We start from the raw sequence: 18914 nt of genomic DNA on the forward strand, positions 1-18914 counted from the left end.
GGTCTTTTGAAGTCGAGACCGCCGCCAATCTCTCCGACCACTTCGGCTCCAGGATAGAGGTTAACCAGTCTTGCAATCTGTCTCTCCAAGTCTGGCTTCTGCCCTCGGCTGCTAACTCGGGCATACAAAACGACTCGTTTGGCTTTCTTTGGCGTTCTGATGTAACTGTCGAGGTCATACCTTCTTGCCCTACCAGATGGCGTACGTATTGCTTTGATCCAACCTTTCTGCTCCCATCGCCTCAAAGTGTGGAGACACACCCCGAAATAGTCGGCCGCTTCTCTCGGTTTCACATACCTAGCCATACCAAGCAGTCATGCTGAACATGCTATACATTATTTCCAGTATAGTCCAGCGTATCATTGACTAGAGCCTTGCTCTGCCCCGCCTCAGACTGAGGTTCTAGCACCGAAGGGTAGTGCGCTACACTCGCCGAGATTGGGTTTTGAGTGTAGGATCCCTGCCCAAAAGTTGCTGCGGCTGCTATGACTAGGGCAGTGGGTGGTGAGGGATCGTGATGAAGACTTCACAGCTTGCAAAAGGATGCCTGCTGATCGATTGTCGGGGCTTTGATGAAAAGACGATAAACCTGTTTTTGGCACCTGGGCCCGATCCCTATCGGGAAACAGAAGAATTTCTCCTGGACTGCGAGATGCGGGCAGATGAGCTGCCCCGTTATCTGCGGCGGGCCTTGCTGGAGTTTCAGTTGTATTCCAATTCGGAAGGGATCCTGCTGCTGCGGGGCTTGCCCGTGGATCCCGGACTAGACCATACCCGCACACCGGCTCTGGCGCAGCGCTCTGAGGAGAAAACCACTTTTGTCAGCGAACGCTGCTTGGCGATGATCGGCAGCCGCTTGGGGCATTTGGTCTCCTACATCCAAGAAAAAAACGGGGATTTGTTTCAAAACTTGGTGCCTACTCCCGACAGCGAAGAGGTGCAATCTTCCGAGGGATCCCGCACTTGGCTACAGTTTCACCGCGAGACGGTTTTTCATCCCCACTCACCGGAGTTTTTGCTGCTGTTTTGCCTGCGCCCCGACCATGATCGTGTGGCGGAAACCACCTACGCCAGCATCCGTCATGTCCTGCCTCTGCTAGGAGAGCGAGAGCGGGAGCTGCTGTTTGAACCCCTGTATCGCACCGGCATCGACTACTCCTTCGGCAACCGGCAAGCCCTGATCAATGGACCCATTTTGCCGGTGCTGTATGGCCGTCGAGAGGATCCCTTCTGGAACTACGACGAAGACCTGATGGTGGGGCTCACCCCCGAAGCCAGTCTGGCTCTAGAAGCCCTGAGGAAGGGAATCCACGCTGTCTACCGAGGCATCAAGCTGGAAACAGGGGATCTGCTCTGTATTGACAATCGCCGCACCGTTCACGGACGGACTGCCTTCTCTCCCCGCTACGATGGCTTCGACCGCTGGATCCAGCGCTCATTTGTGGTGCGGGATCTCGGCCTTTCGGCAGGGGATCGCCATCCCGGTGAGCGCATCATTCGCACCGCCTTCGCAACAGATGATGAGGCCCAAGCTGCCCTCAATGGGGAGCAGGTCTGTCTCAGAAGATCCTGAGAAGTTCGCAGACTTCAGCGCCATCCATAGCTCAAGTCCGTAAAAGTACTATTGGCGATTTCCCCGAAAGGGTTTGGATGAGTCGCCCCAGATTCTGATGTCAAAATACGTGATCCTCACGATGGCTATCGCAGAGCGTTTCCAGCATTCTAGGCTTGTGAGCCAAAGCCATCAATTCTTCTCACGATTGCGAGGTTAAGATGAGCATTCGCCAGATCATCGATGAGGTTTTACAATCTTCGGTTTTAACTCTGCAGCAGGAGTCCAGCATTAACCAAATCCTCTGGGAAAAAAACTATGATCTATCTGATCTAGAGGCTTTAGATAAGCTGGTGGAAGCCATTTTGCGCCAAGAGGTAAGGGCTGCTTCCGATCCCTGCTAGAAACCTAGCCTTGCTTGCAAACGACGGCAGATCTTGCTCAAAACTTACACACTTACACAACGCACAACTGAGAGCAATTGTGCATGCTCCTAGCATGAGTCGGGATGAGATTCCAATCTCTCGACAATTTCCCGGATTAAATGCTCATCAGAGCGATTGATCTCGGGGTGGAAAGGCGCCTGTTTTAAGTAGCGCTTGAGATCCTGGCAGGCTTGCTGCCAACGGCCCAACTGATAATACAACAGCCCGCGATCCCTTAGGTGGGGCAAGGATTCAGGGATCAACAACAAGATCCGTTCCGCTGCTGCCAAAGCGGGTTCCAGTTCGGCGCGGCTCAGATAAATTTGCTTGAGGTTGTTGAGCAAGCGTACCAAGATCAGGCGGGGAGGGGTGGGGCGTAGGTGGTGTTCTTGGAAAGGGATCCCAGGCCCGTAGATTTGCGACAAAAGCTCTTGACAATCTTCTGGAAATAAAATCTCCCCCTGCTGAAAGGGATCCACAAAAATCTCGGCGCCTGCAAACAGGGGCCGGATTAAAAAGTGGCCGGGCATGCCCACTCCTGCCATGGGAAAATCGATCCGCCGCGCCAGCTCTAGATAGATCAGCGACAGCGTAATCGGGATCCCGGTGCGCCGATCGATCACTTCGTTCAAAAAGCTGTTGCGTGGGTCGTAATAATCTTCGCGATTGCCACGAAAGCCCAGATCCTCAAAGAGATAGTGATTCAAGATCTTGATGACCCGCAGGGGATAACGCTCCGGGGGAAGGCGCTCTTGCACCTCTGCGGCCATCTCATCCAGAGCGGCCACATACTCTTCCACCTCCAGATCGGGATAGGCTTCTTGGGCAATCCAGAGGGCCGCCCGACCCAGATCGATGGGCTCCGATTGGATTTCAAGGGCAAAGCGTTGACGGGCAGCAGGAATGCTCATGAAATGTTAAAGTTAAATATTAAATATTGAGGTTCTTTGCAAGGATCTCGGTTAGAACAGCAGCGTGCAAAAGCTGGTCAACAGCAAGGTCACCGCCGTCAGGAGCAGGCTAAAGCTCCAAAGCCGCAAAGCGGCAAGCAGCAGGATCCCGATCACCCAAATCAGCAGAGCATTCCAATAGGGTCGGTTGGGGGCTTTGGACACATTAATTTTCTGGAAGAAGGGCAGCAGGATGAACGATACATCCAACAACAGGCGCGGCAGCCGCAAATTGTCCGGCAGCGGCAGATCTCGCACCGCCAAATAAAGCAGCCCCCAGCTCAACAAAAGCGGGATTAGGAGCAGATAGTTGGATTCGGCCAGCAGGGGTCGATCCACCACCAGCGGAAACAGAGGGCTGATCCCCCAGAGCAGATAGAGGTAAAAGTTGAAGTTCAGCAGCGGCTGCAGCAGAGGGGGCACCTTGAAGCGTTGACCTTGGGATCCGATCCCGTTTACCTGAGCTGCGATTTTCTGGCCCAGGGATCCACCTTTTTGAGGGGTTTGCGCTGCCGGAGCCACCCGCCAACCGCAGTGGTCACAGTAGGGAGATTTGAACCGGTAGGCTGGGATCGGCTTGCCACAGGAAGGGCAACGTTGGATCGGACGAGGTTGAGAACTGGAAGCCATGACCACCCCGCGGTACTTCTGCCTTAGCATGCCCCAATGGCTCTCAGTTTACTCCCAGGGCAAATGACAGTGTGATACAGGCTGCTCCCAAAGCTGCGCCGGCCATGACCTGAACGGGAGTGTGCCCCAGCAATTCTTTCAGGTAGGGTTCTGGAAAACGGTCGGCGCCCTTTTCTTCAAACCATTCTTCCAGGAGGCGATTCAGCACCTGCGCCTGTTTTCCGGCGGCTTGGCGGATCCCCGCGGCATCGTACATCACCACCAAAGCAAAAACCACCGTCGCGGCAAACAGCAGGCTGTCCCAGCCTTCCTGCAGCCCCACCCCAATGGACAAAGCCGTCACCAACGCTGCGTGGGAGCTGGGCATTCCCCCGGTTTCCACCAAGACTCGCAGGTTAACCTTGCCTGACCGCACATAGGAAAGGATCAGCTTGATGGCTTGGGCCAACACACTGGCCAGCAAAGCAACCCAGAGGACATGATTGGCCATCAACTGTTGCAGCATACGGCTCTCCAGCACAGACATGCGAGCAGGGTCTCCAGGGATCCCATCTAACTTGTCCTCTTGTCCTGCCCTAATGCTGACGGCGAGTGATGAAATCTGCCAGGGCCAACAGCGGCTCTGCCCGCGATCCATAGGGGCGCAACGCTTCCTTGGCCGATTGAATCAGCTCCTCGGCTTTTTGCCGGGAAGCCTCTAGGCCCAACAAGCTGGGATAGGTGGCTTTGGCGGCAGCTTGATCCTTGCCTGCCGTTTTGCCCAGTTGCTCGCTGGTGGCGGTGATGTCCAAAATGTCGTCCACAATCTGAAAGGCCAAGCCAATATCGCGGGCGTAGCGGCTCAGGCGGTCCAGCAGCTCCTCATCTCCCCCCGCCAGGATCCCTCCCGAAACCACCGAGACTTCCAATAGAGCGCCGGTTTTGTGGCTGTGAATGTACTCCAGAGTTTCCAGGGAAATGGCTTTGCCCTCCGACTCCAGATCCACCACCTGTCCCCCTACCAACCCGGTTGCCGCCACAGCATGGCCAATGCGGGCGATCACCTGTAACACCAACTGCGGCGGTACCCCCTGAGTTTGGCTGGCAATGTGCTCAAAGGCAAAGGCCAGCAGGGCATCTCCTGCCAAGATGGCAATGTCTTCGCCGAACACCTTGTGGTTGGTGGGTTTGCCGCGGCGAAAGTCGTCATTGTCCATGGCCGGCAGATCGTCATGGATCAGCGACATGGTGTGGATCATTTCCAGGGCACAGGCGGTAGGCAGAGCCTGCTCCACAGTGCCGCCGGCCAACTCGCAAGCAGCCAGACAGAGGATGGGCCTGAGGCGCTTCCCCCCTGCCAATAGGCTGTAGCGCATCGCCTCGTAAATGCGCTCCGGATAGGCGGGAACCAAAGCTGCAGAGAGAGCTTCTTCCACCTGTTGCTGACGCTGGCTCAGGTAGGCTTTCAGGTTAAAGGTTTGGGCAACCAAGCAGGGTTTCCTCTCAACTCGGCAATGGGGGGATCCTTGTCGAGCCGTTCTTCAACAGACTTGTCAGGTGTCATTATCTCATGTCCACTTTAATTGGGGATCCCAGCCCAGAGGCCAAAAGGGTAAGAAGTAACAGCAAGTTGCAGCCGATGAAGAAACTGCAGGGATCCTGAGCCGCCAACTTGCGGTTGCTGTCGCCACAATGTCAGGATTCATAAGGATCTTTAGCCGGATTGCCCTCCTATGTCCCACTCGCCTGTTCAGCTCAGCGCCACCTCCTCCACCGCCAGCGGTGCGGAGCACTTGGGTGACCGTTTGCTGCGGGCGGCCCGAGGGGAAGTGCTGGATCGCCCTCCAGTTTGGATGATGCGCCAGGCGGGTCGCTACATGGCGGCCTACCGCGAGCTGCAAAGCAAGTACACCTTTAAGCAGCGCTGCGAGATCCCGGAGCTGGCCGTCGAGATCTCGTTGCAACCGTTTCGGGCCTTTGCCCCTGATGGGGTGATCCTGTTCAGCGATATCCTCACCCCCCTTGAGGGCATGGGCATCCCCTTTGAGCTGGTGGAGCATCAGGGGCCGATCATCGACCCGCCGATTCGTTCCCAAGCCCAAATTGAGCGCATTCGCCTCCTGGAACCGGAAGAAAGTCTGCCTTTCATCAAGACCATTCTCAGCACCCTGCGCCGCGAGGTGGAAGGAAAAGCGACGCTGCTGGGATTTGTCGGCTCCCCCTGGACTCTGGCCTGCTATGCCGTGGAAGGGCGCAGCTCCAAAGATTATGCCCACATCAAAAGCTTGGCCTTTACACAGCCGCCATTGCTGCATCAGTTGCTGAGCAAGCTGGCCGACAGCATTGCCCGCTACGTGATCTACCAGATCGAGGGCGGTGCCCAGGTGGTGCAGTTGTTCGATACTTGGGCCGGCCAGCTCAGCCCAGCCGATTACGAGTGTTGGGCCTTGCCCTACCAAAAGCAAATTGTGGATCAGGTGAAAGCTCGCTATCCGCAGGTGCCACTGATCCTCTACATCAACGGCAGCGCCGCTTTGCTGGAGCGGGTGGGCAAAGCCGGCATCGACGTGTTCAGCCTCGATTGGATGAGCGATATGGCAGAGGCCAGGGCCCGCCTGGGATCCCTGGCGGTGCAGGGCAATCTGGATCCAATGGTGTTGCTGGGATCCCCGGAGTTCATCCGGCAGCGCACCCTAGAGGTGATTCGAAAAGCCGGATCCCGTGGACACATCATGAACTTGGGCCATGGCATCCACCCAAGCACTCCAGAGGCCAATGTCCATCACTTTTTCGAGACGGTGCGCCAGTCGGCAGAGCTGATACATTTACGCTGAACACTGCTGAACATCACTGTTCAACTATGCAGCGATAGCATTCTGTTTGTTTCCATTCGCGTTAGCGGGACGGAGTCCAAACAGAATGGCGGTATCCCGCAAAGCTTTGAGTAGAATACCCAAAGCGCAGTTTCCGTGTCGTCTTACTACCAATTTTCTGCTTTGCTTTGGCTACCATGTTGGCAGACTCGAAAGTAAACAGAAAGATCAACTGGTAGTAATCCGTACTGAACATATTATACATTATTTTCAGTATAGTTGAGCTTATTATTGACTAGAGTCATGCTCCTAAAAGCCCTCTAGCCTAACAGGCAGCGCGAACCCCTCCTCCCTGAAGCGTTTTGCTCAACTTTTGCTCTAAGGTTGCACGGCCATCTCCAGGGATCCCCGGTGTACATCAGCGTCATCATTCCCACCTACAACCGCCGTCCCATTTTGGAGCAGTGTCTGCGGGCCTTGGCGCAGCAACAGCCCGGCCCCTACGAGGGCTACGAGGTGGTGGTGGTGGACGATGGCTCCACCGATGGCACAGTGGAATGGCTGCAGAACAACCCCATCGGCTTGCCCCAGTGGAAACTGTTGCAGCAGGAGCACCGCGGCCCCGCCGCTGCCCGCAACCTGGGGTTTCGCCACGCCCAGGGATCCCTCATCGTCTTTATCGACAGCGACCTGGTGGTGGTGGATCACTTCTTGGCCAGCCACGCCCAGATGCTGCGGCGGCACGGCGTTACAGGGGATCCCCGCTCCCCCCACGAGGCCAAGGTCTTCACCTACGGGCGGGTGATCAACACGAGCAATTTTCAGGATCCCCGCTCCGAACCCTTCAAGCCCACCGATTTTTCGGCAGCCTTTTTCGCCACCGGCAACGTGGCCATTGCCCGCCATTGGTTGGAGCTGGCCTGCGAAACCCCCGCCGGCCCCTTTGACGAGCGGTTTCACCTCTACGGCTGGGAAGACCTGGAGCTGGGGGTGCGGCTAAAACGTTTGGGCCTGCGCCTGGTCAAGTGCCCCCAGGCCACCGGCTACCACTGGCATCCACCCTTTGAGCTGCAGCAGATCCCAGGATTGATTGAGCGGGAACGGCAGCGGGGCCGCATGGGTATTCTCTTTTACCAAAAACACCCCACCTGGGCCGTGCGCCTGATGATCCAACTGACGCCCCTGCACCAATTCCTGTGGGGCCTTTTATCCCTGGGGGGCTGGCTGAACGAGAAGCGGGTGGAACCGCTGCTGCGCTGGTTGATCCGGCATGGCCGCTCGCAGTTGGCTCTGGAGCTGTGCCGGATTTTTTTCCTCAACTGGTACAACGTGCAGGCCGTTTACGAAAGCTACAGAGCGATGAAAGCGCGAAACAAGGGGATCCACTCGGCTTGAGCTGCCACCAGGGCGGGGTAAGTGAGTCGGCCATAATCCTTGCCGGGAATGAGAGGCTGGCCGGGATCCGGATCGGCACAGCTCAGGGGTTCCCAAACGGCGCCGGCCCCCTTGACAATGGCCCACACTGCCGCCACATCCCAGATCTTGGGCGAGCGTTCTACCGCCCCCAAAAGGCTGCCACCGGCCACCGCCAGCAGGTTGTAGGCAGCACCCCCCAACATCCGCGCTTTGCAAGGGAATTGCGGGCTAATCCAATGGCTGCTGCGGGAACAGAAATTGAACAATTGGTTGGGGCCGGGTGAGGCGGTGCTAGGACGGATCGGCTGGGGACAGGCGGGATCCCGGTCGTGGCGGGTGAGAAAAGCTCCTGCTGCTGCATCCCCAGGAAACCGAGGCCAATAACCGTAAAAAGTCTGGCGGATGGGCGGCAGATGGACACAGCCAAACACCGGCACGCCCCAATGCAGCAAAGCCAAGGAGCTGCCCCAAATGGGGATCCCACGGGCAAAATTGGTGGTGCCATCCAAAGGATCCACTACCCAACACCACTCCTTCTCGGGAAAAATGTGGTTGGATTCCTCGCTCAGATAACCGTGATCGGGGTAGGCAGCGGCAATGGCCCCTTGAAAAGCGCGATCCGCCCACTGGTCAGAAGAGGTTACCAAGCTGCCGTCGGCTTTTAAGGACTCCGTCCCGCTGGCGCGAACCGTAGGGTGGGCCTGGCCAAAGTCTGCCAAGAGCTGGGATCCCACGCTGGCCGTAGCCTGCAAGGCAAACTCGGTAACCTCCAGCCAGAAAGGGGATAGAGCAGCAGTTGCAGAAGGAGCACTCATGCCCCAATCCTAGCGGGATCCCTGGCTTTTGGGGTGGAAAAGGGGTCGCAATGGCAGCGGATCCCTCACCAGCAGGTTTTAAGCCCCTAAGCTGACTAGAATCAAATCATAGGTAAACTCCCCAGCTGGCCACCCTCCTCCATGAACCAGCGCCTGATTGGACAACTGATTGGCAACCGCTACCGGCTGACCCGCCACATCAGCGAGGGTGGCTACGGCAATGTGTTCGAGGCGGTGGATACCCAGCTCAATGACGAGCTGGTGGCCGTCAAGTTGTTGCGCCCGCCGCCCCCGGACATGGGCCCAGAGTACTACCAGCAACTGCAGCAACGCTTCATGGATGAGGCCAGGGTCAGCGCTCTGTTGGGCGAGCACCCCAACATCGTGCAGGTGCGCTCTTACGGCCTGTACCAAAACCAGCCCTATCTGGTGATGGAGTACCTGAATGCCAAACCCTACAGCGGCCAGGGGTTGGACTATGTGCTGGCTCGGGAAGGCCCCTTGCACCCAGAGCGAGTGGTGAACTTGGCTCTGCAAATTTGCTCTGCCCTGCACCACGCCCACAACTTTCAGATGGATCTGGGCAAACACTCCATTCGCGGCGTCATCCACCGCGACATCAAGCCCAGCAACATCTTTGTGCAGAAAGGGCCCGATGGGAAAGAGCGGGTCAAGATCCTGGACTTCGGCATTTCCAAGCTCATGGGGGAGACCTCTCGTGGCCTGACGCAGACGGGCTATTTTTTGGGTACGATGGTCTATGCCTCGCCCGAGCAAATGCGCGGAGAAAAGCTGGATGGCCGCTCCGACATCTATTCCCTGGGGGTGGTGCTGTACGAGCTGTTAACTGGTGCGTTGCCCTTCGAGCCGGATACCGACACCTTGCAAGGCTGGTACCACGTCCACAACTTTCAAAAGCCCCGCCCCTTCCAAGACCACAAGCTAGCCCACCCCATCCCCGCTGCCCTGGAGAAGGTTGTCCTCCAGTGCCTAGAGAAAGACCCTGCCCTCCGCCCGGCCAACATGGAAGGGCTCAGCCAGCAGCTACAGGCTGTCTATGGAAACAAGGTTGCCCCTCCTGCCCCGTTCGTTCCCTCAAGTTCATCTCCTGCATCTCCAGGTGTTCGTCCCCAGCGGATCCCGACCGGATTTGGCCAGCCGACTTCCCAACAGCCGATGGGTCGAGCCGCCCCAGACGAGGAAGAAAAGCTACAACGGGCGGTAAGGCTGATCGAGGCAGGCGAGTACAAGATGGCCGTCCATCTGCTCAATGAGCTGATCCAGAGCGCCCCCAACGAAGCCCGCTACTATCTCTACCGCGGCCTGGCCCACCAACGGCAGGGACATTGGGGCCTTGCCCAGATGGACTATCAAGGGGTGCTGCGGCTGGAGCCGGGTAACCCTTCAGCGGAACAGGGGCTGCGCGAGGTGGAACAGAAGGTTGGGCAGGAACATGTCAACAGCAAGTCCGGCTCTCATCTGTTGGATGCACCCCTGAATGCACCCCGCCTGGGCAAAGGGTCGGCGTTGAGTTGGCTCTTGGCCAATTTGGGGGCGGCTGGGATCGGCTACCTGGGGCTGGGGGCATCAGCGCCTCTGCTGGCGGCTTTGGGATCACTACAAGAAGCGGTGGCTGGAGCCGGCCTTGGCTTGCTGATGGGGCTGCTGCAGTGGCTGGTGTTGCGGCGGCAGGTTTCGGTGGGATGGGTGGCTGCAACTTTGCTGGCCACGGCTTTGGGCTGGGTGGCAGCGGATTTCCTCGCTCCCCAGGTGGGGGTGGCAACCTCTGCTTTTAACCCGACGGATCCCTGGCTCCAAAATGCCTTGCGGGCGATGGGAGATGTGCTGCGCGGTTTGCTGGTGGGGGTCGGCGTTGGTGGGCTGCAATGGGCCTTGTGGTCTCAGCGCTGGAAAGGTAGCCGGGCTTGGATCTTGGCGGCAGTTGCCGAAGGGGCAGGATCGGCTCTGTTGATGGGTTGGCTGCTGGACAATACTACCTTGAACAGTTGGCTGCTGCTGATCGTGGGGCTACTGGCCAACACGCGCCCCCTCAGCGCAATGGTGCTTTTGAATTTGCGCCGGATCCCTCCTGTTCAAAGTCAACAACAAGCCCCTTAGCCCACAGGGATCCCATCTGAGTTCTCTCTCTCAAGAAGAGGGAAAGACAGGAATCAAAACCGCTCATTATTTTTCTCACGATTTTTCTCACGGTTACCGGGGAGCGCCGTGAGATCCCCAGCTCAGAGCTACGCGACTGGTTGTAGGGAGTAGGGTCGTTTGAGCTAGTAAACTACCCGACTCCGACCGCTAAGCGGTACGGAGCGGGCTTTCAGTAGCCCTGAGCCTGCTCTGCTCCACCAGAGAACAAAACAGGCCCGAACCTCTAGGCTGGTTTACGGCAGCCCCCAAAAGCGCAATCACCTTCGCACCGTTAAAATCCGCATCCCCTTCCCAACCGCAGTGCCCGCATTTGAACTGCTTACCCTTGCGATAGGATTGAGCGGAGTCGGGATGAATATGCAGGCACTTGTGGCAGATCTGCGAGGTATAGGCCGCAGGGACAGCTACCACTTTGACACCCGCCCTCACAGCCTTGTATTCGATAAACCGCCGCAGCTGGTAGAACGCCCAGCTATTGCTACGCCGCCGCTCCTCACGACTGCGGGGGTGTTGATTGGTGCGTTCTCGAATGCCGCTTAAGTCCTCAATGGCAATGCAGGCAGAAAGAGATTGAGCTGTTTTAACGATGCGCTTAGCGATACTGTGGTTCACCCAAGCTTGAAAGCGTCTCTCTTTGCCAGACAGCCGTTGCAGCAGTTGACGGCATCTGCGCCGCGAACTGCGTGTGCCCTTACTGGCTTTACGTTGGAGTACCGCCCTCAACCGGGAGTAGTGGTCTCGGACTCTGTTCAACTGCTGTCCATTCCAGTTGTCCCCCTCTGACGTATGGGCAATATCCGTCCTTCCAAAGTCCACCCCGATCACCTTGTCGGCATCTTGCTGCTTGGGTGGTTTTTTCTCTACGCAAATCTGGATGTAGTAGGAGCCGTCTTTCCGCTTGACCAGCGTGGCGGCTTTTGGGTTGGAACCCGCCAGTATCCCACGCTGGTAGTTGCCGATGGACAGCTCAAAGCGCTCCCGACCCTCCACCGTGGTCAGCGACACCGTCCAGTCTTTCTCGCGGAACGAGAAGATGCGTGCGTCGTAGGTAGCGAACCTACGCTTGAACTCTTTAACTGGACGGTTGCGCTGTCTCGCCACTTTGCGGGCGCCGGCCACCCGCCTGCAGACCTGTTGGGCCAAGTTGCTAGACAAGCCGAATCGGGCGCGAATCTCGTAGTAGCAAAGGGATTGCAGTTTGACCGCATTAACGATCTTCTCCGGCGTGTTCTGGTTGACCCAGTTCAGTGCCTGCACAAAGGCATCCATCGTCGCGTCCAATTTAGCGGCTTGCGACGGGGACACCTTGAGCTTGCAGGAGATGGTCAGGACTTGGCTCATAAGTTCATTGTACTTCATCAAAGCGCTTTCCTCCCGACACTGACCCTACGGGTACAGTGCGGGGCTCCTGCGCTAGTAAGCTGAGCTGGAAGCTGTTTTCGAGTAAAACTCACGCATTTCTGTAAACCACTCCAATCGCGAGGGATCCCAGGTGTAGAACATGTGTCCGCCGCGATAATGACGTAGGGTGAGGTTGGCCTTCAACCGCGGATCCAACTTCATCAAATCCACCAGGTGATTCGAGGCAAAGTAGGGCGTGACCAGGTCGTAAAAGCCATGATGAATGCTCACCCGCATGTGGGGGTTGAGGGCCATGCTGCTGCGCAGCTCGTCCATTGCCCCGATGAATCCTTGCTTCAACTCTCCTTTTGGGGTGAACCGCCAGGACTTGAACACCTCCAGGTTCAGTAGGTGATAGGTCAACTCCGTTTCCACCTGCAAGGTCTCTCGCAAGTGGCTGTTGATGGCTGCCGTGAACAGGCGATCGATCCCATCCAAGGTGGGATCGGATCCCTCGAAGGTAGGCCGATCCGGAAAGGGATCCACCGTGGTTACAGAAGCATCGTAGAGCCCCAGCACCAGTCGCTGCGACCGCAACAGCTCGCGGGCAAAACTGGCGATATCGATCCGCCCGCCTTTGTGGGCTACATATTCTGGAGATAGGCCGATCCCTGCTGCCATTTCCTGATACACCGCTTGCCGTTCTGCCTCTGGCATTGCCTCCCCCATGGCCAAGAGGGGCAGCAGACGTTGTCGGGCAAAGTGTTCTGCTTTGGGCAGCAGGATCTGCAAATCCTCCCCCCAGCCACACCGTCCATGATGGGCTGCTGTGGCCACATAGGAAGGGAAAAGCGTTGCCCAAGTGCTGAGGTTGTAATCGTTGGTCTCCAGCAACCCAAACTCAAGTGCAGGCGAGATGAGAATGGCCCCCGACAAGCCTACGCCAAACTTGGATTGCAGCTCCTTGGCCAGCCGCGCCACCCGAAACCCACCGTAGCTTTCGCCGGCAATGAAAATGGGGGAGAGCCAGCGTTTGTATCGGGAAAGAAAGCCCTGAATGAATTCTCCCAAGGATTGCAAATCCCGCTCCACATCCCAGAAGGGCGATTCCTTAGGAGGCTCCTCCGCCTTAGCATCCGGCTGAGGGGGCTTGGATGCCGGATCGGATTTCTCCCGGGAATCTTTGGGGTCTTGAGAATCCTTGGGCAGGGCGCGGCTGAACCCCGTCCCCACCGGATCGACAAAGACCAGGTCGGAAAAGGGCAACCAACTTTCGGCATTGTCCACCAGCCGCACCGGGGAGGGGGGCAAACTGCCGTTGGGCCCGAAGCAAATCCGTTTGGGCCCCAGCGCTCCCATGTGCAGGTAGGCAGAAGCTGCCCCAGGCCCACCGTTGAACACAAAAGTGAGAGGGCGGTGCTGAGAGGCGGAGTCTTGCTTTAGATAGGCGACGTGAAAGATCTCGGCCACCGGCTTTTCCCGCTGGAAAAGGGTCTGCCAACCGGCCAGCGCTCTGTAGGTAAAGCTCTCCTCTCCAGCCGTAAACCTGTGATCAGTGGAGGAGAGGGGGGAAGTGGGCTTAGATTCAGTAGCCATGAAAACAGGGATCCGCAGTCTGATCCCCAGTGAATCACAAGTTGCCGACCCTCAACACTCCCAGAGGAATCTCCAAACGGCACCTCACAAAGTCAGCGGAGCTTCCAAAGTTAGATTGAAAGATTGGCCGGGGCGCAGCACCACCACCTGCGGAGCGGTAACATTGCCCACCACCACTCCGGTCGCGGCACCTCCCAGGACATTGCCCACTGATACTCTGCCCGTGATGGCCCCCAAAATGGCTCCCGCGGCTGCCCCAATGGCTGCATCTTGAGCAATGGCCTCAGCCGAATACTGACGGGGATCCTTTTCGTCGTGGAGGATGTTGGAGGAAGCCCGTAGGCTGTAGGTACGACCGCCGAGAACAATAGAAGTACCGACAAAGCGGGATCCGCCCGGTGCAGGTTCCATCTGTCCAAAAACGCGGCTACCCGCCGGGATCACCAAGCGCCCCTGGCTGTCAAAAATGTTCTGAGTAACGGCCACTTCCAGGGGATAGACGGTGTCGGGATAAAAGTATTGCGGCCCTTCGCTACTCAGGCTGCCGACCGGGATAATCGTCCCCTGCTCAAGGCGGTAGGCACCCAATTCAAAAAGCGGCTGAGCCGAACTGGGCAAGGGGGCCAACGAAGGGATCCCGGCCAGGCCAAGAATGGCTGCTGTTAAGATAGCTTTCATGAGTAGAGTCTCCAATGCTTCTCCAAGTTCTGCCGAGTTCTGAGCAGTTGCCTGAAGCTATTCCAAGTCAATTTGCTTCCTTGTCTCAACTTCTCTCCGCTTCTAGGTTACCGAATCCTTCCTGAAGCTTGTTTTCCCCCACAAGTAGATTTGTCTTCAACTGTTGGCAGTTTGGGTGACCATCCTGCAGCACAACGCCTCTTAGAAATGCTGGAAGGCTTGCTGACGGCTGAGGGCTTGCCCGTCCTTCAGCCAGACGGTTCCCTGCGGATCCCAGCCTGTCACTTCTCCAATCCAAACGGCCCCTGGCAATTCTTCCAACAGATGCTTGGCCACCGACACCTCGGCACTGAGGAGCAGCTCAAAATCTTCGCCTCCATAGAGCGCCCATTCCAAGGCTTGGGCCGGAAAAGCCTGCCGCAAAGCTTCTGAAATCGGGATCCGCTCCACCTCGATCCTCGCCGCCACCCCGCTGGCCTGACACACCTGCACCAGGGCATCTGCCAAACCATCGCTGGTATCCATGCCGGCAATGCGCAAGGGATCCGGGATCCCTTCCAAGAGGGGCACCAGATCCAGGCGCGGGCGTGGGTATTGGTGAGCCCTGATCAACTGCTCGCGCTCGGCCGCCGTAGCTGAGGATCCCTGTTCAGGATGGAGAAGCAGTTCCAAGCCTGCCCGCGCATCTCCGTGCGGCCCTGTCACCACCAGCCAATCGCCGGGTTGAGCCCGTCTGCGCTGAATGGCCCGCCCCGGCTGCACCGATCCCAGGGCCGTGATTGCCACAAATCGATGCGGCGACCGACACAGATCCCCTCCCACCAGGTGACATCCCCAGCGGGCGCAACAGGCTTGCATCCCTTGATAAAGCTCCTCCACCCAAGCGACCGGCGTGGAGCCCGGCAAGCCCAAGCCCACCACCAACGCCTGCGGACGGGATCCCATCGCGGCCAGATCCGACAGATTGGCGGCCACCGCGCGCCAGCCCACCGCATGGGCCGGGGTCGTCAGATCGCTGAAGTGAACTCCCTCCACCAACACATCGGTTGTCACCACCAACTGCCCCTCCGGAGCAGCTAACACCGCCGCATCGTCTCCCACCACCTGGGCCGGACAGTAGCGCTGCACGATCTGCAGCAGCCCCGCCTCCCCAATTGCCGAGATGGGTAGGGGGGAAGGATTGCCGTTTTGTGGGGAAGAACTGTCAGAAAAACCGGAGAACAAGACAGACCTCTGAGGGTAGCGAGGATAACACAGCTGCAAGATCTGGTGGATGCTGGAGTCTTGTTGGATATTTCCAAGGATCCCGCCTGCACGCCACAGGCAAGCTGGAGAATTCTACCCCGCCGTCCGCTGTCCAATCAGGGCATAGAAGGGATCCCCGCCTCCGCCTGCCCAAAAGCCCAGCCAACCCATAGGGGCAGGCCGCTGGATCACTTTCACCACCTCAAACCCCGGCACCGACTCAAAATAGCGCCTGACCAACTCCACCCGCCCCGCCTCAGAGTTGTCCCGCCAAGCCTGGATCGCCTTCTGGAAAAACATGCGATTGGAGAAGCTGACGATGAACAGGCCCTGGGGCTTTAGGATGCGATACACCTCGGCAAACACCTGCTCCGGCTGCTGCAGATACTGCACCGAGACCGTGTTTAGCACCGCGTCGAAGGATTGATCAGGGAAGGGCAGACTTGGGTTTTGGTTCAAGTTTTGGATGAAGAAGTGATCCAGCCGGGGGTTGGCCGCCAGTTCCTCAGGGTTCATCCCATGCCCCTCCACATGGGCAAACTCCATCTCAGGCGGCAAATGGGAGACCCAACTGCTCATCAGATCGAGAATGCGGGTCTGGGGCCGCAAATGCTCGCGGTATAGATCGGTGAGCTGGCCGATGAAGCCAGAATCCACATGAGTCACGAAGCGAGGATAGCTGTAAAAGAGGGCATCGTCGCTGGGATCCAACTTGGAGCGCTGCCAATCCTTGAGCACCACCATGGCCAAACGGTTGCAAATCTTAATCAAAGCTAACATTTTGGAAGCTTCGGAAAAGGGGTGGGCGTGATACCTTAGCAGAGCAGCAGTGGCCATTTCGCGAAGGACTCTTTGCCGTGATGTCTGTGTCTCACCCCTCTTCAGCGGCTCCTTCTTCTTCTGGGTCTAACTTTGGCCTGCGGGAGTACGTAACCGAACTGCAGCTCCACATGGCTCTGCAGGCTCGCAGCCTTACTCCTTCTCTCAGCGTTTCCCCAGCCCAGGACAGCCCCCTGGCTCTGGTGCAGCGGGCACAGGCGGCTATGGAGAAGTCCGTTTCCCGCCAGTGGCTTTGAGCGGCACAGCCTGGACAGAGATGCTCAGGCCAAGCTTTTGCGCAACACCCCCTGCACCAGTAGAACCGACACCCCCACAAACCCCGTCAAAAGGCCCAGGGATCCCGCCAGGGTGAGATCGCCCCAGGGAGCCTGCAGCACCACATCGGCCCAGCTCCAATGGCTGCTGCGGTAAACATGGCGGATGGGCTCGATGGCAAAGGTGAGGGGGTTGAGGCTGGCCACCCAACGCAGCCAGGTGGGCATAAAGCTCAGGGGAGCCAAGGCCGTGCTGGAAAAGATCAGGGGCAAGTTGACCAAAAAGATGAAAGCCAGCAATTGCTGGTGCCCCGGCATGGCAAAGGCCAAGCCCAAGCTCAGCGCCGTAAAGCCCAAGACCAACAGGCCCACGATCAGGGCCACCACCGCCAAGCCTGGCCCGTCGGGGATCCCGGCCCCAAGGGCGTAATCTGCCCCCACAATCGCCGCCGTCTGTAGCAGCGCCAAGCTGACGATGAACAGGCTAGAGGCGAGAACAATGGAAAAACGAGAGGTGAGGGGAGCCACCAACAGCCGGTTCAAAAAGCCAAATTCTCGGTCGAAAATCACCGGCACCCCAGCATTCAAGGCTCCACCAAAAGCCGTAAACACAATGACTCCCGCCCCCAAAAACTGGGTGTAGTTTTGTCCGGCCCCGAAAATGCCGGCAGGAGCATTCTGAAACAAAGCTCCAAATAGAATCAGCCAGAGCAACGGCTGGATAATGCCAACCAGCAAGGTTGTGGGGCGACGCTGCAGTTGGATAAACAAGCGGCGGGTGAGGGCAAAGGTCTCCTGCCAAAAATCAGCCGTCAGAAGGGGGATCGGGTTAGATTGAACCGGGGAAGAGGCAGAGGTCATACCCAAGCTCCTGTAGAGTTGTGATCAATGAATGTGTGATGAATGAATGCAGTATCTAATCCATCAACCAATACAACCAATAAATATCTCGATATGCCTTTGTACAGGGATCAATGGGGCTCGAGCATGAGGTGATGAAGTTACTTTTTCTTTTTGCCCAGATTGGCCTCGGCAGCGGCCAGCTCCGCGTCCATCAGGGTTTGCCCGGTTGCCGCCAAATACACATCATCCAAGCTGGGACGAGACTGGGTGCTGCTGAACACCTCTAGCCCATGAGCCTGCAAGTGGGCGCGAATCTGGCTGAGGGGATCCTCTCCATTCCGCTGCACCACCAGGTTCAGGGCGTTGCCCTGGGCGCTGTTGATCACCACCTTCTGGACAAAGGGCAGGGATCCCAGCAGTTGGGCACCCCGTTGGGCCAGTTCCGCCGGGGCAAATTCCTGCAGCTTGACGGTGATGCGCTCGCCGCCGACGCGGGTTTTCAGCTCCTCGGGGGTTCCCTCGGCGATCACCTTGCCCCGGTCGATGATGGCCACCCGATCCGCCAGCAGGTCGATCTCCTCCAGGTAGTGGCTGCTGAGCACCACTGTGATCCCTGTGTTCTTGAGTTGGCGCAAAAAATCCCAGATGGCCAGCCGACTGGGAATGTCCAGGCCCACCGTGGGCTCGTCCAAGACCAGCACCTGGGGTTGATGGAGCAGTCCTGCCGCCAGATCCAAGCGTTTGCGCAGCCCGCCGGAGTAGGTACCGATGAGTTGGTCGGCGCGGTCGGTCAGCCCCAGCAGTTCCAGGACGGCAACGATTCGCTCTTGAGCCAAGGGGCGAGGCAGGTGGTAGAGGTCGGCCTGCAACTGCAACAATTCTCGCCCGGTCAGCACCTTATCCAAGGCCACCTCTTGGGCGACAAACCCCAGTTTTTCTCGTACCGCTTTGGGGTTTTCGCTGGCCGGGATCCCGTACACCTCTATCCGGCCTGAGTCGGGACGGAGCAAGGTGCAGAGGCAATGCAAAGTGGTGGTCTTGCCCGCTCCATTGGGGCCGAGAATGCCGTAGATCTGGCCGGGTTCCACCTGAAACGAGACGTCCGCCACGGCCACTGTGGATCCGTAGCGCTTTTGAAGTTGCTCTACCAAGACCGCAGGAGTATCTGACATGGGTATCCACATCTCGCTTCCTCTAGGCTATCAAGCCTGTTCGGGAGATGAGGCCAGGGATCGCCACCATTTCTTGCTCGTTGCCGCCAGCCCCCTAGGGATGGTGGGAGGTAAACTACCCGGCTCCGACCGCTAAGCGGTACGGAGCGGGCTTTCAGTAGCCCTGAGCCTGTTCTGCTCTACCAGAGAACAAAACAAGCCCGGA

19 protein-coding genes are annotated in these 18914 nt (G+C 57.9%); 6 read left to right on the forward strand and 13 right to left on the reverse strand.

Translation table 11 applies throughout. The annotated features are described in order from the left end of the window. Positions 1 to 305 (reverse strand): IS607 family transposase (locus tag ACVWXW_RS13330; RefSeq protein ID WP_457404189.1); only part of this gene is annotated, 305 nt, incomplete at its 3' end. A 212-nt stretch (positions 306 to 517) separates the two neighbouring features. Here ACVWXW_RS13330 and ACVWXW_RS13335 point away from each other — a divergent pair. Then, positions 518 to 1573: a TauD/TfdA family dioxygenase gene (locus tag ACVWXW_RS13335; RefSeq protein WP_457404190.1), complete on the forward strand. Its 1056-nt coding sequence runs from the start codon at positions 518 to 520 to the stop codon at positions 1571 to 1573. A 200-nt stretch (positions 1574 to 1773) separates the two neighbouring features. Then, positions 1774 to 1956 carry a hypothetical protein gene (locus ACVWXW_RS13340; protein ID WP_414342619.1) on the forward strand — a complete coding sequence of 61 codons (183 nt, stop codon included), beginning with the start codon at positions 1774 to 1776 and terminating at the stop codon, positions 1954 to 1956. 89 nt (positions 1957 to 2045) lie between these two features. Here ACVWXW_RS13340 and ACVWXW_RS13345 read toward each other — a convergent pair whose 3' ends face one another. The 4 genes from ACVWXW_RS13345 to crtE are packed head-to-tail and all read right to left on the reverse strand — an operon-like array spanning position 2046 to position 5026. After that, positions 2046 to 2888 (reverse strand): SirB1 family protein, encoded by an 843-nt coding sequence (locus ACVWXW_RS13345; RefSeq protein WP_414350903.1) that lies wholly within the window; start codon positions 2886 to 2888, stop codon positions 2046 to 2048. 51 nt (positions 2889 to 2939) lie between these two features. Next, positions 2940 to 3587: a hypothetical protein gene (locus ACVWXW_RS13350; RefSeq protein WP_457404193.1), complete on the reverse strand. Its 648-nt coding sequence runs from the start codon at positions 3585 to 3587 to the stop codon at positions 2940 to 2942. Positions 3588 to 3600: 13 nt separating this feature from the next. Next, on the reverse strand, positions 3601 to 4083 hold the full coding sequence (locus tag ACVWXW_RS13355; protein ID WP_457404195.1) for a divergent PAP2 family protein: 483 nt from the start codon (positions 4081 to 4083) through the stop codon (positions 3601 to 3603). Between the two features lie 49 nt (positions 4084 to 4132). Next, a complete protein-coding gene (crtE, locus tag ACVWXW_RS13360; RefSeq protein ID WP_414328882.1) occupies positions 4133 to 5026 on the reverse strand; it encodes a geranylgeranyl diphosphate synthase CrtE in 894 nt (297 codons plus the stop codon). Between the two features lie 243 nt (positions 5027 to 5269). Here crtE and hemE point away from each other — a divergent pair, with 243 nt between their 5' ends. Beyond that, the gene (gene hemE, locus ACVWXW_RS13365) at positions 5270 to 6370 is read left to right on the forward strand and encodes a uroporphyrinogen decarboxylase (RefSeq protein ID WP_457404197.1); all 1101 of its coding nucleotides are present in this window, start codon (positions 5270 to 5272) and stop codon (positions 6368 to 6370) included. 390 nt (positions 6371 to 6760) lie between these two features. Continuing rightward, positions 6761 to 7744, forward strand: a complete 984-nt coding sequence (locus ACVWXW_RS13370; protein WP_414351237.1) for a glycosyltransferase family 2 protein — start codon at positions 6761 to 6763, stop codon at positions 7742 to 7744. Here ACVWXW_RS13370 and ACVWXW_RS13375 read toward each other — a convergent pair. After that, the gene (locus ACVWXW_RS13375) at positions 7699 to 8580 is read right to left on the reverse strand and encodes an inositol monophosphatase family protein (protein ID WP_011433458.1); all 882 of its coding nucleotides are present in this window, start codon (positions 8578 to 8580) and stop codon (positions 7699 to 7701) included. The genes ACVWXW_RS13370 and ACVWXW_RS13375 overlap by 46 nt on opposite strands. Positions 8581 to 8721: 141 nt before the next feature. Between ACVWXW_RS13375 and ACVWXW_RS13380 the strand changes: the two genes are divergently transcribed. Beyond that, positions 8722 to 10698 (forward strand): protein kinase domain-containing protein, encoded by a 1977-nt coding sequence (locus ACVWXW_RS13380; RefSeq protein WP_457404198.1) that lies wholly within the window; start codon positions 8722 to 8724, stop codon positions 10696 to 10698. Positions 10699 to 10887: 189 nt separating this feature from the next. Here the strand turns inward: ACVWXW_RS13380 and ACVWXW_RS13385 are convergent, their stop codons facing one another. The 5 genes from ACVWXW_RS13385 to ACVWXW_RS13405 all read right to left on the reverse strand — a co-directional run bounded on the left by ACVWXW_RS13385 (position 10888) and on the right by ACVWXW_RS13405 (position 16344). Beyond that, entirely contained in the window at positions 10888 to 12081 is a 1194-nt protein-coding gene (locus tag ACVWXW_RS13385) for an RNA-guided endonuclease InsQ/TnpB family protein (protein ID WP_457404200.1), read from the reverse strand. 72 nt (positions 12082 to 12153) lie between these two features. Continuing rightward, the gene (locus ACVWXW_RS13390) at positions 12154 to 13677 is read right to left on the reverse strand and encodes a S10 family peptidase (RefSeq protein WP_457404201.1); all 1524 of its coding nucleotides are present in this window, start codon (positions 13675 to 13677) and stop codon (positions 12154 to 12156) included. Positions 13678 to 13761: 84 nt separating this feature from the next. Further along, positions 13762 to 14355, reverse strand: coding sequence for a hypothetical protein (locus ACVWXW_RS13395; protein ID WP_457404202.1), 594 nt, complete (start codon positions 14353 to 14355; stop codon positions 13762 to 13764). Between the two features lie 201 nt (positions 14356 to 14556). Beyond that, the gene (gene thiL, locus ACVWXW_RS13400; protein ID WP_457404203.1) at positions 14557 to 15579 is read right to left on the reverse strand and encodes a thiamine-phosphate kinase; all 1023 of its coding nucleotides are present in this window, start codon (positions 15577 to 15579) and stop codon (positions 14557 to 14559) included. Between the two features lie 114 nt (positions 15580 to 15693). Then, entirely contained in the window at positions 15694 to 16344 is a 651-nt protein-coding gene (locus ACVWXW_RS13405; RefSeq protein WP_414412519.1) for a class I SAM-dependent methyltransferase, read from the reverse strand. A gap of 116 nt (positions 16345 to 16460) precedes the next feature. Here ACVWXW_RS13405 and ACVWXW_RS13410 point away from each other — a divergent pair, with 116 nt between their 5' ends. Continuing rightward, positions 16461 to 16676, forward strand: a complete 216-nt coding sequence (locus ACVWXW_RS13410) for a hypothetical protein (protein WP_011433464.1) — start codon at positions 16461 to 16463, stop codon at positions 16674 to 16676. A 24-nt stretch (positions 16677 to 16700) separates the two neighbouring features. Here ACVWXW_RS13410 and ACVWXW_RS13415 read toward each other — a convergent pair whose 3' ends face one another. Then, complete coding sequence (locus ACVWXW_RS13415) at positions 16701 to 17555, reverse strand: ABC transporter permease (RefSeq protein ID WP_457404205.1); 855 nt, start codon at positions 17553 to 17555, stop codon at positions 16701 to 16703. A gap of 140 nt (positions 17556 to 17695) precedes the next feature. Beyond that, a complete protein-coding gene (locus tag ACVWXW_RS13420; protein WP_457404206.1) occupies positions 17696 to 18709 on the reverse strand; it encodes an ATP-binding cassette domain-containing protein in 1014 nt (337 codons plus the stop codon). Positions 18710 to 18914: the final 205 nt, after the last annotated feature.

The organism is Thermostichus sp. MS-CIW-30, assembly GCF_054058015.1.

What these genes read in the sequence shown, in the direction of transcription:
- ACVWXW_RS13335 (WP_457404190.1), top strand. Translation starts at nt 518, where the DNA reads ATGAAGACTTCACAGCTTGCAAAAGGATGCCTGCTGATCGATTGTCGG.
- ACVWXW_RS13340 (WP_414342619.1), top strand. Translation starts at nt 1,774, where the DNA reads ATGAGCATTCGCCAGATCATCGATGAGGTTTTACAATCTTCGGTTTTA.
- ACVWXW_RS13345 (WP_414350903.1), bottom strand. Translation starts at nt 2,888, where the DNA reads ATGAGCATTCCTGCTGCCCGTCAACGCTTTGCCCTTGAAATCCAATCG.
- ACVWXW_RS13350 (WP_457404193.1), bottom strand. Translation starts at nt 3,587, where the DNA reads ATGCTAAGGCAGAAGTACCGCGGGGTGGTCATGGCTTCCAGTTCTCAA.
- ACVWXW_RS13355 (WP_457404195.1), bottom strand. Translation starts at nt 4,083, where the DNA reads ATGTCTGTGCTGGAGAGCCGTATGCTGCAACAGTTGATGGCCAATCAT.
- hemE (WP_457404197.1), top strand. Translation starts at nt 5,270, where the DNA reads ATGTCCCACTCGCCTGTTCAGCTCAGCGCCACCTCCTCCACCGCCAGC.
- ACVWXW_RS13375 (WP_011433458.1), bottom strand. Translation starts at nt 8,580, where the DNA reads ATGAGTGCTCCTTCTGCAACTGCTGCTCTATCCCCTTTCTGGCTGGAG.
- ACVWXW_RS13380 (WP_457404198.1), top strand. Translation starts at nt 8,722, where the DNA reads ATGAACCAGCGCCTGATTGGACAACTGATTGGCAACCGCTACCGGCTG.
- ACVWXW_RS13385 (WP_457404200.1), bottom strand. Translation starts at nt 12,081, where the DNA reads ATGAGCCAAGTCCTGACCATCTCCTGCAAGCTCAAGGTGTCCCCGTCG.
- ACVWXW_RS13390 (WP_457404201.1), bottom strand. Translation starts at nt 13,677, where the DNA reads ATGGCTACTGAATCTAAGCCCACTTCCCCCCTCTCCTCCACTGATCAC.
- ACVWXW_RS13395 (WP_457404202.1), bottom strand. Translation starts at nt 14,355, where the DNA reads ATGAAAGCTATCTTAACAGCAGCCATTCTTGGCCTGGCCGGGATCCCT.
- ACVWXW_RS13405 (WP_414412519.1), bottom strand. Translation starts at nt 16,344, where the DNA reads ATGGTGGTGCTCAAGGATTGGCAGCGCTCCAAGTTGGATCCCAGCGAC.
- ACVWXW_RS13410 (WP_011433464.1), top strand. Translation starts at nt 16,461, where the DNA reads ATGTCTGTGTCTCACCCCTCTTCAGCGGCTCCTTCTTCTTCTGGGTCT.
- ACVWXW_RS13415 (WP_457404205.1), bottom strand. Translation starts at nt 17,555, where the DNA reads ATGACCTCTGCCTCTTCCCCGGTTCAATCTAACCCGATCCCCCTTCTG.
- ACVWXW_RS13420 (WP_457404206.1), bottom strand. Translation starts at nt 18,709, where the DNA reads ATGTCAGATACTCCTGCGGTCTTGGTAGAGCAACTTCAAAAGCGCTAC.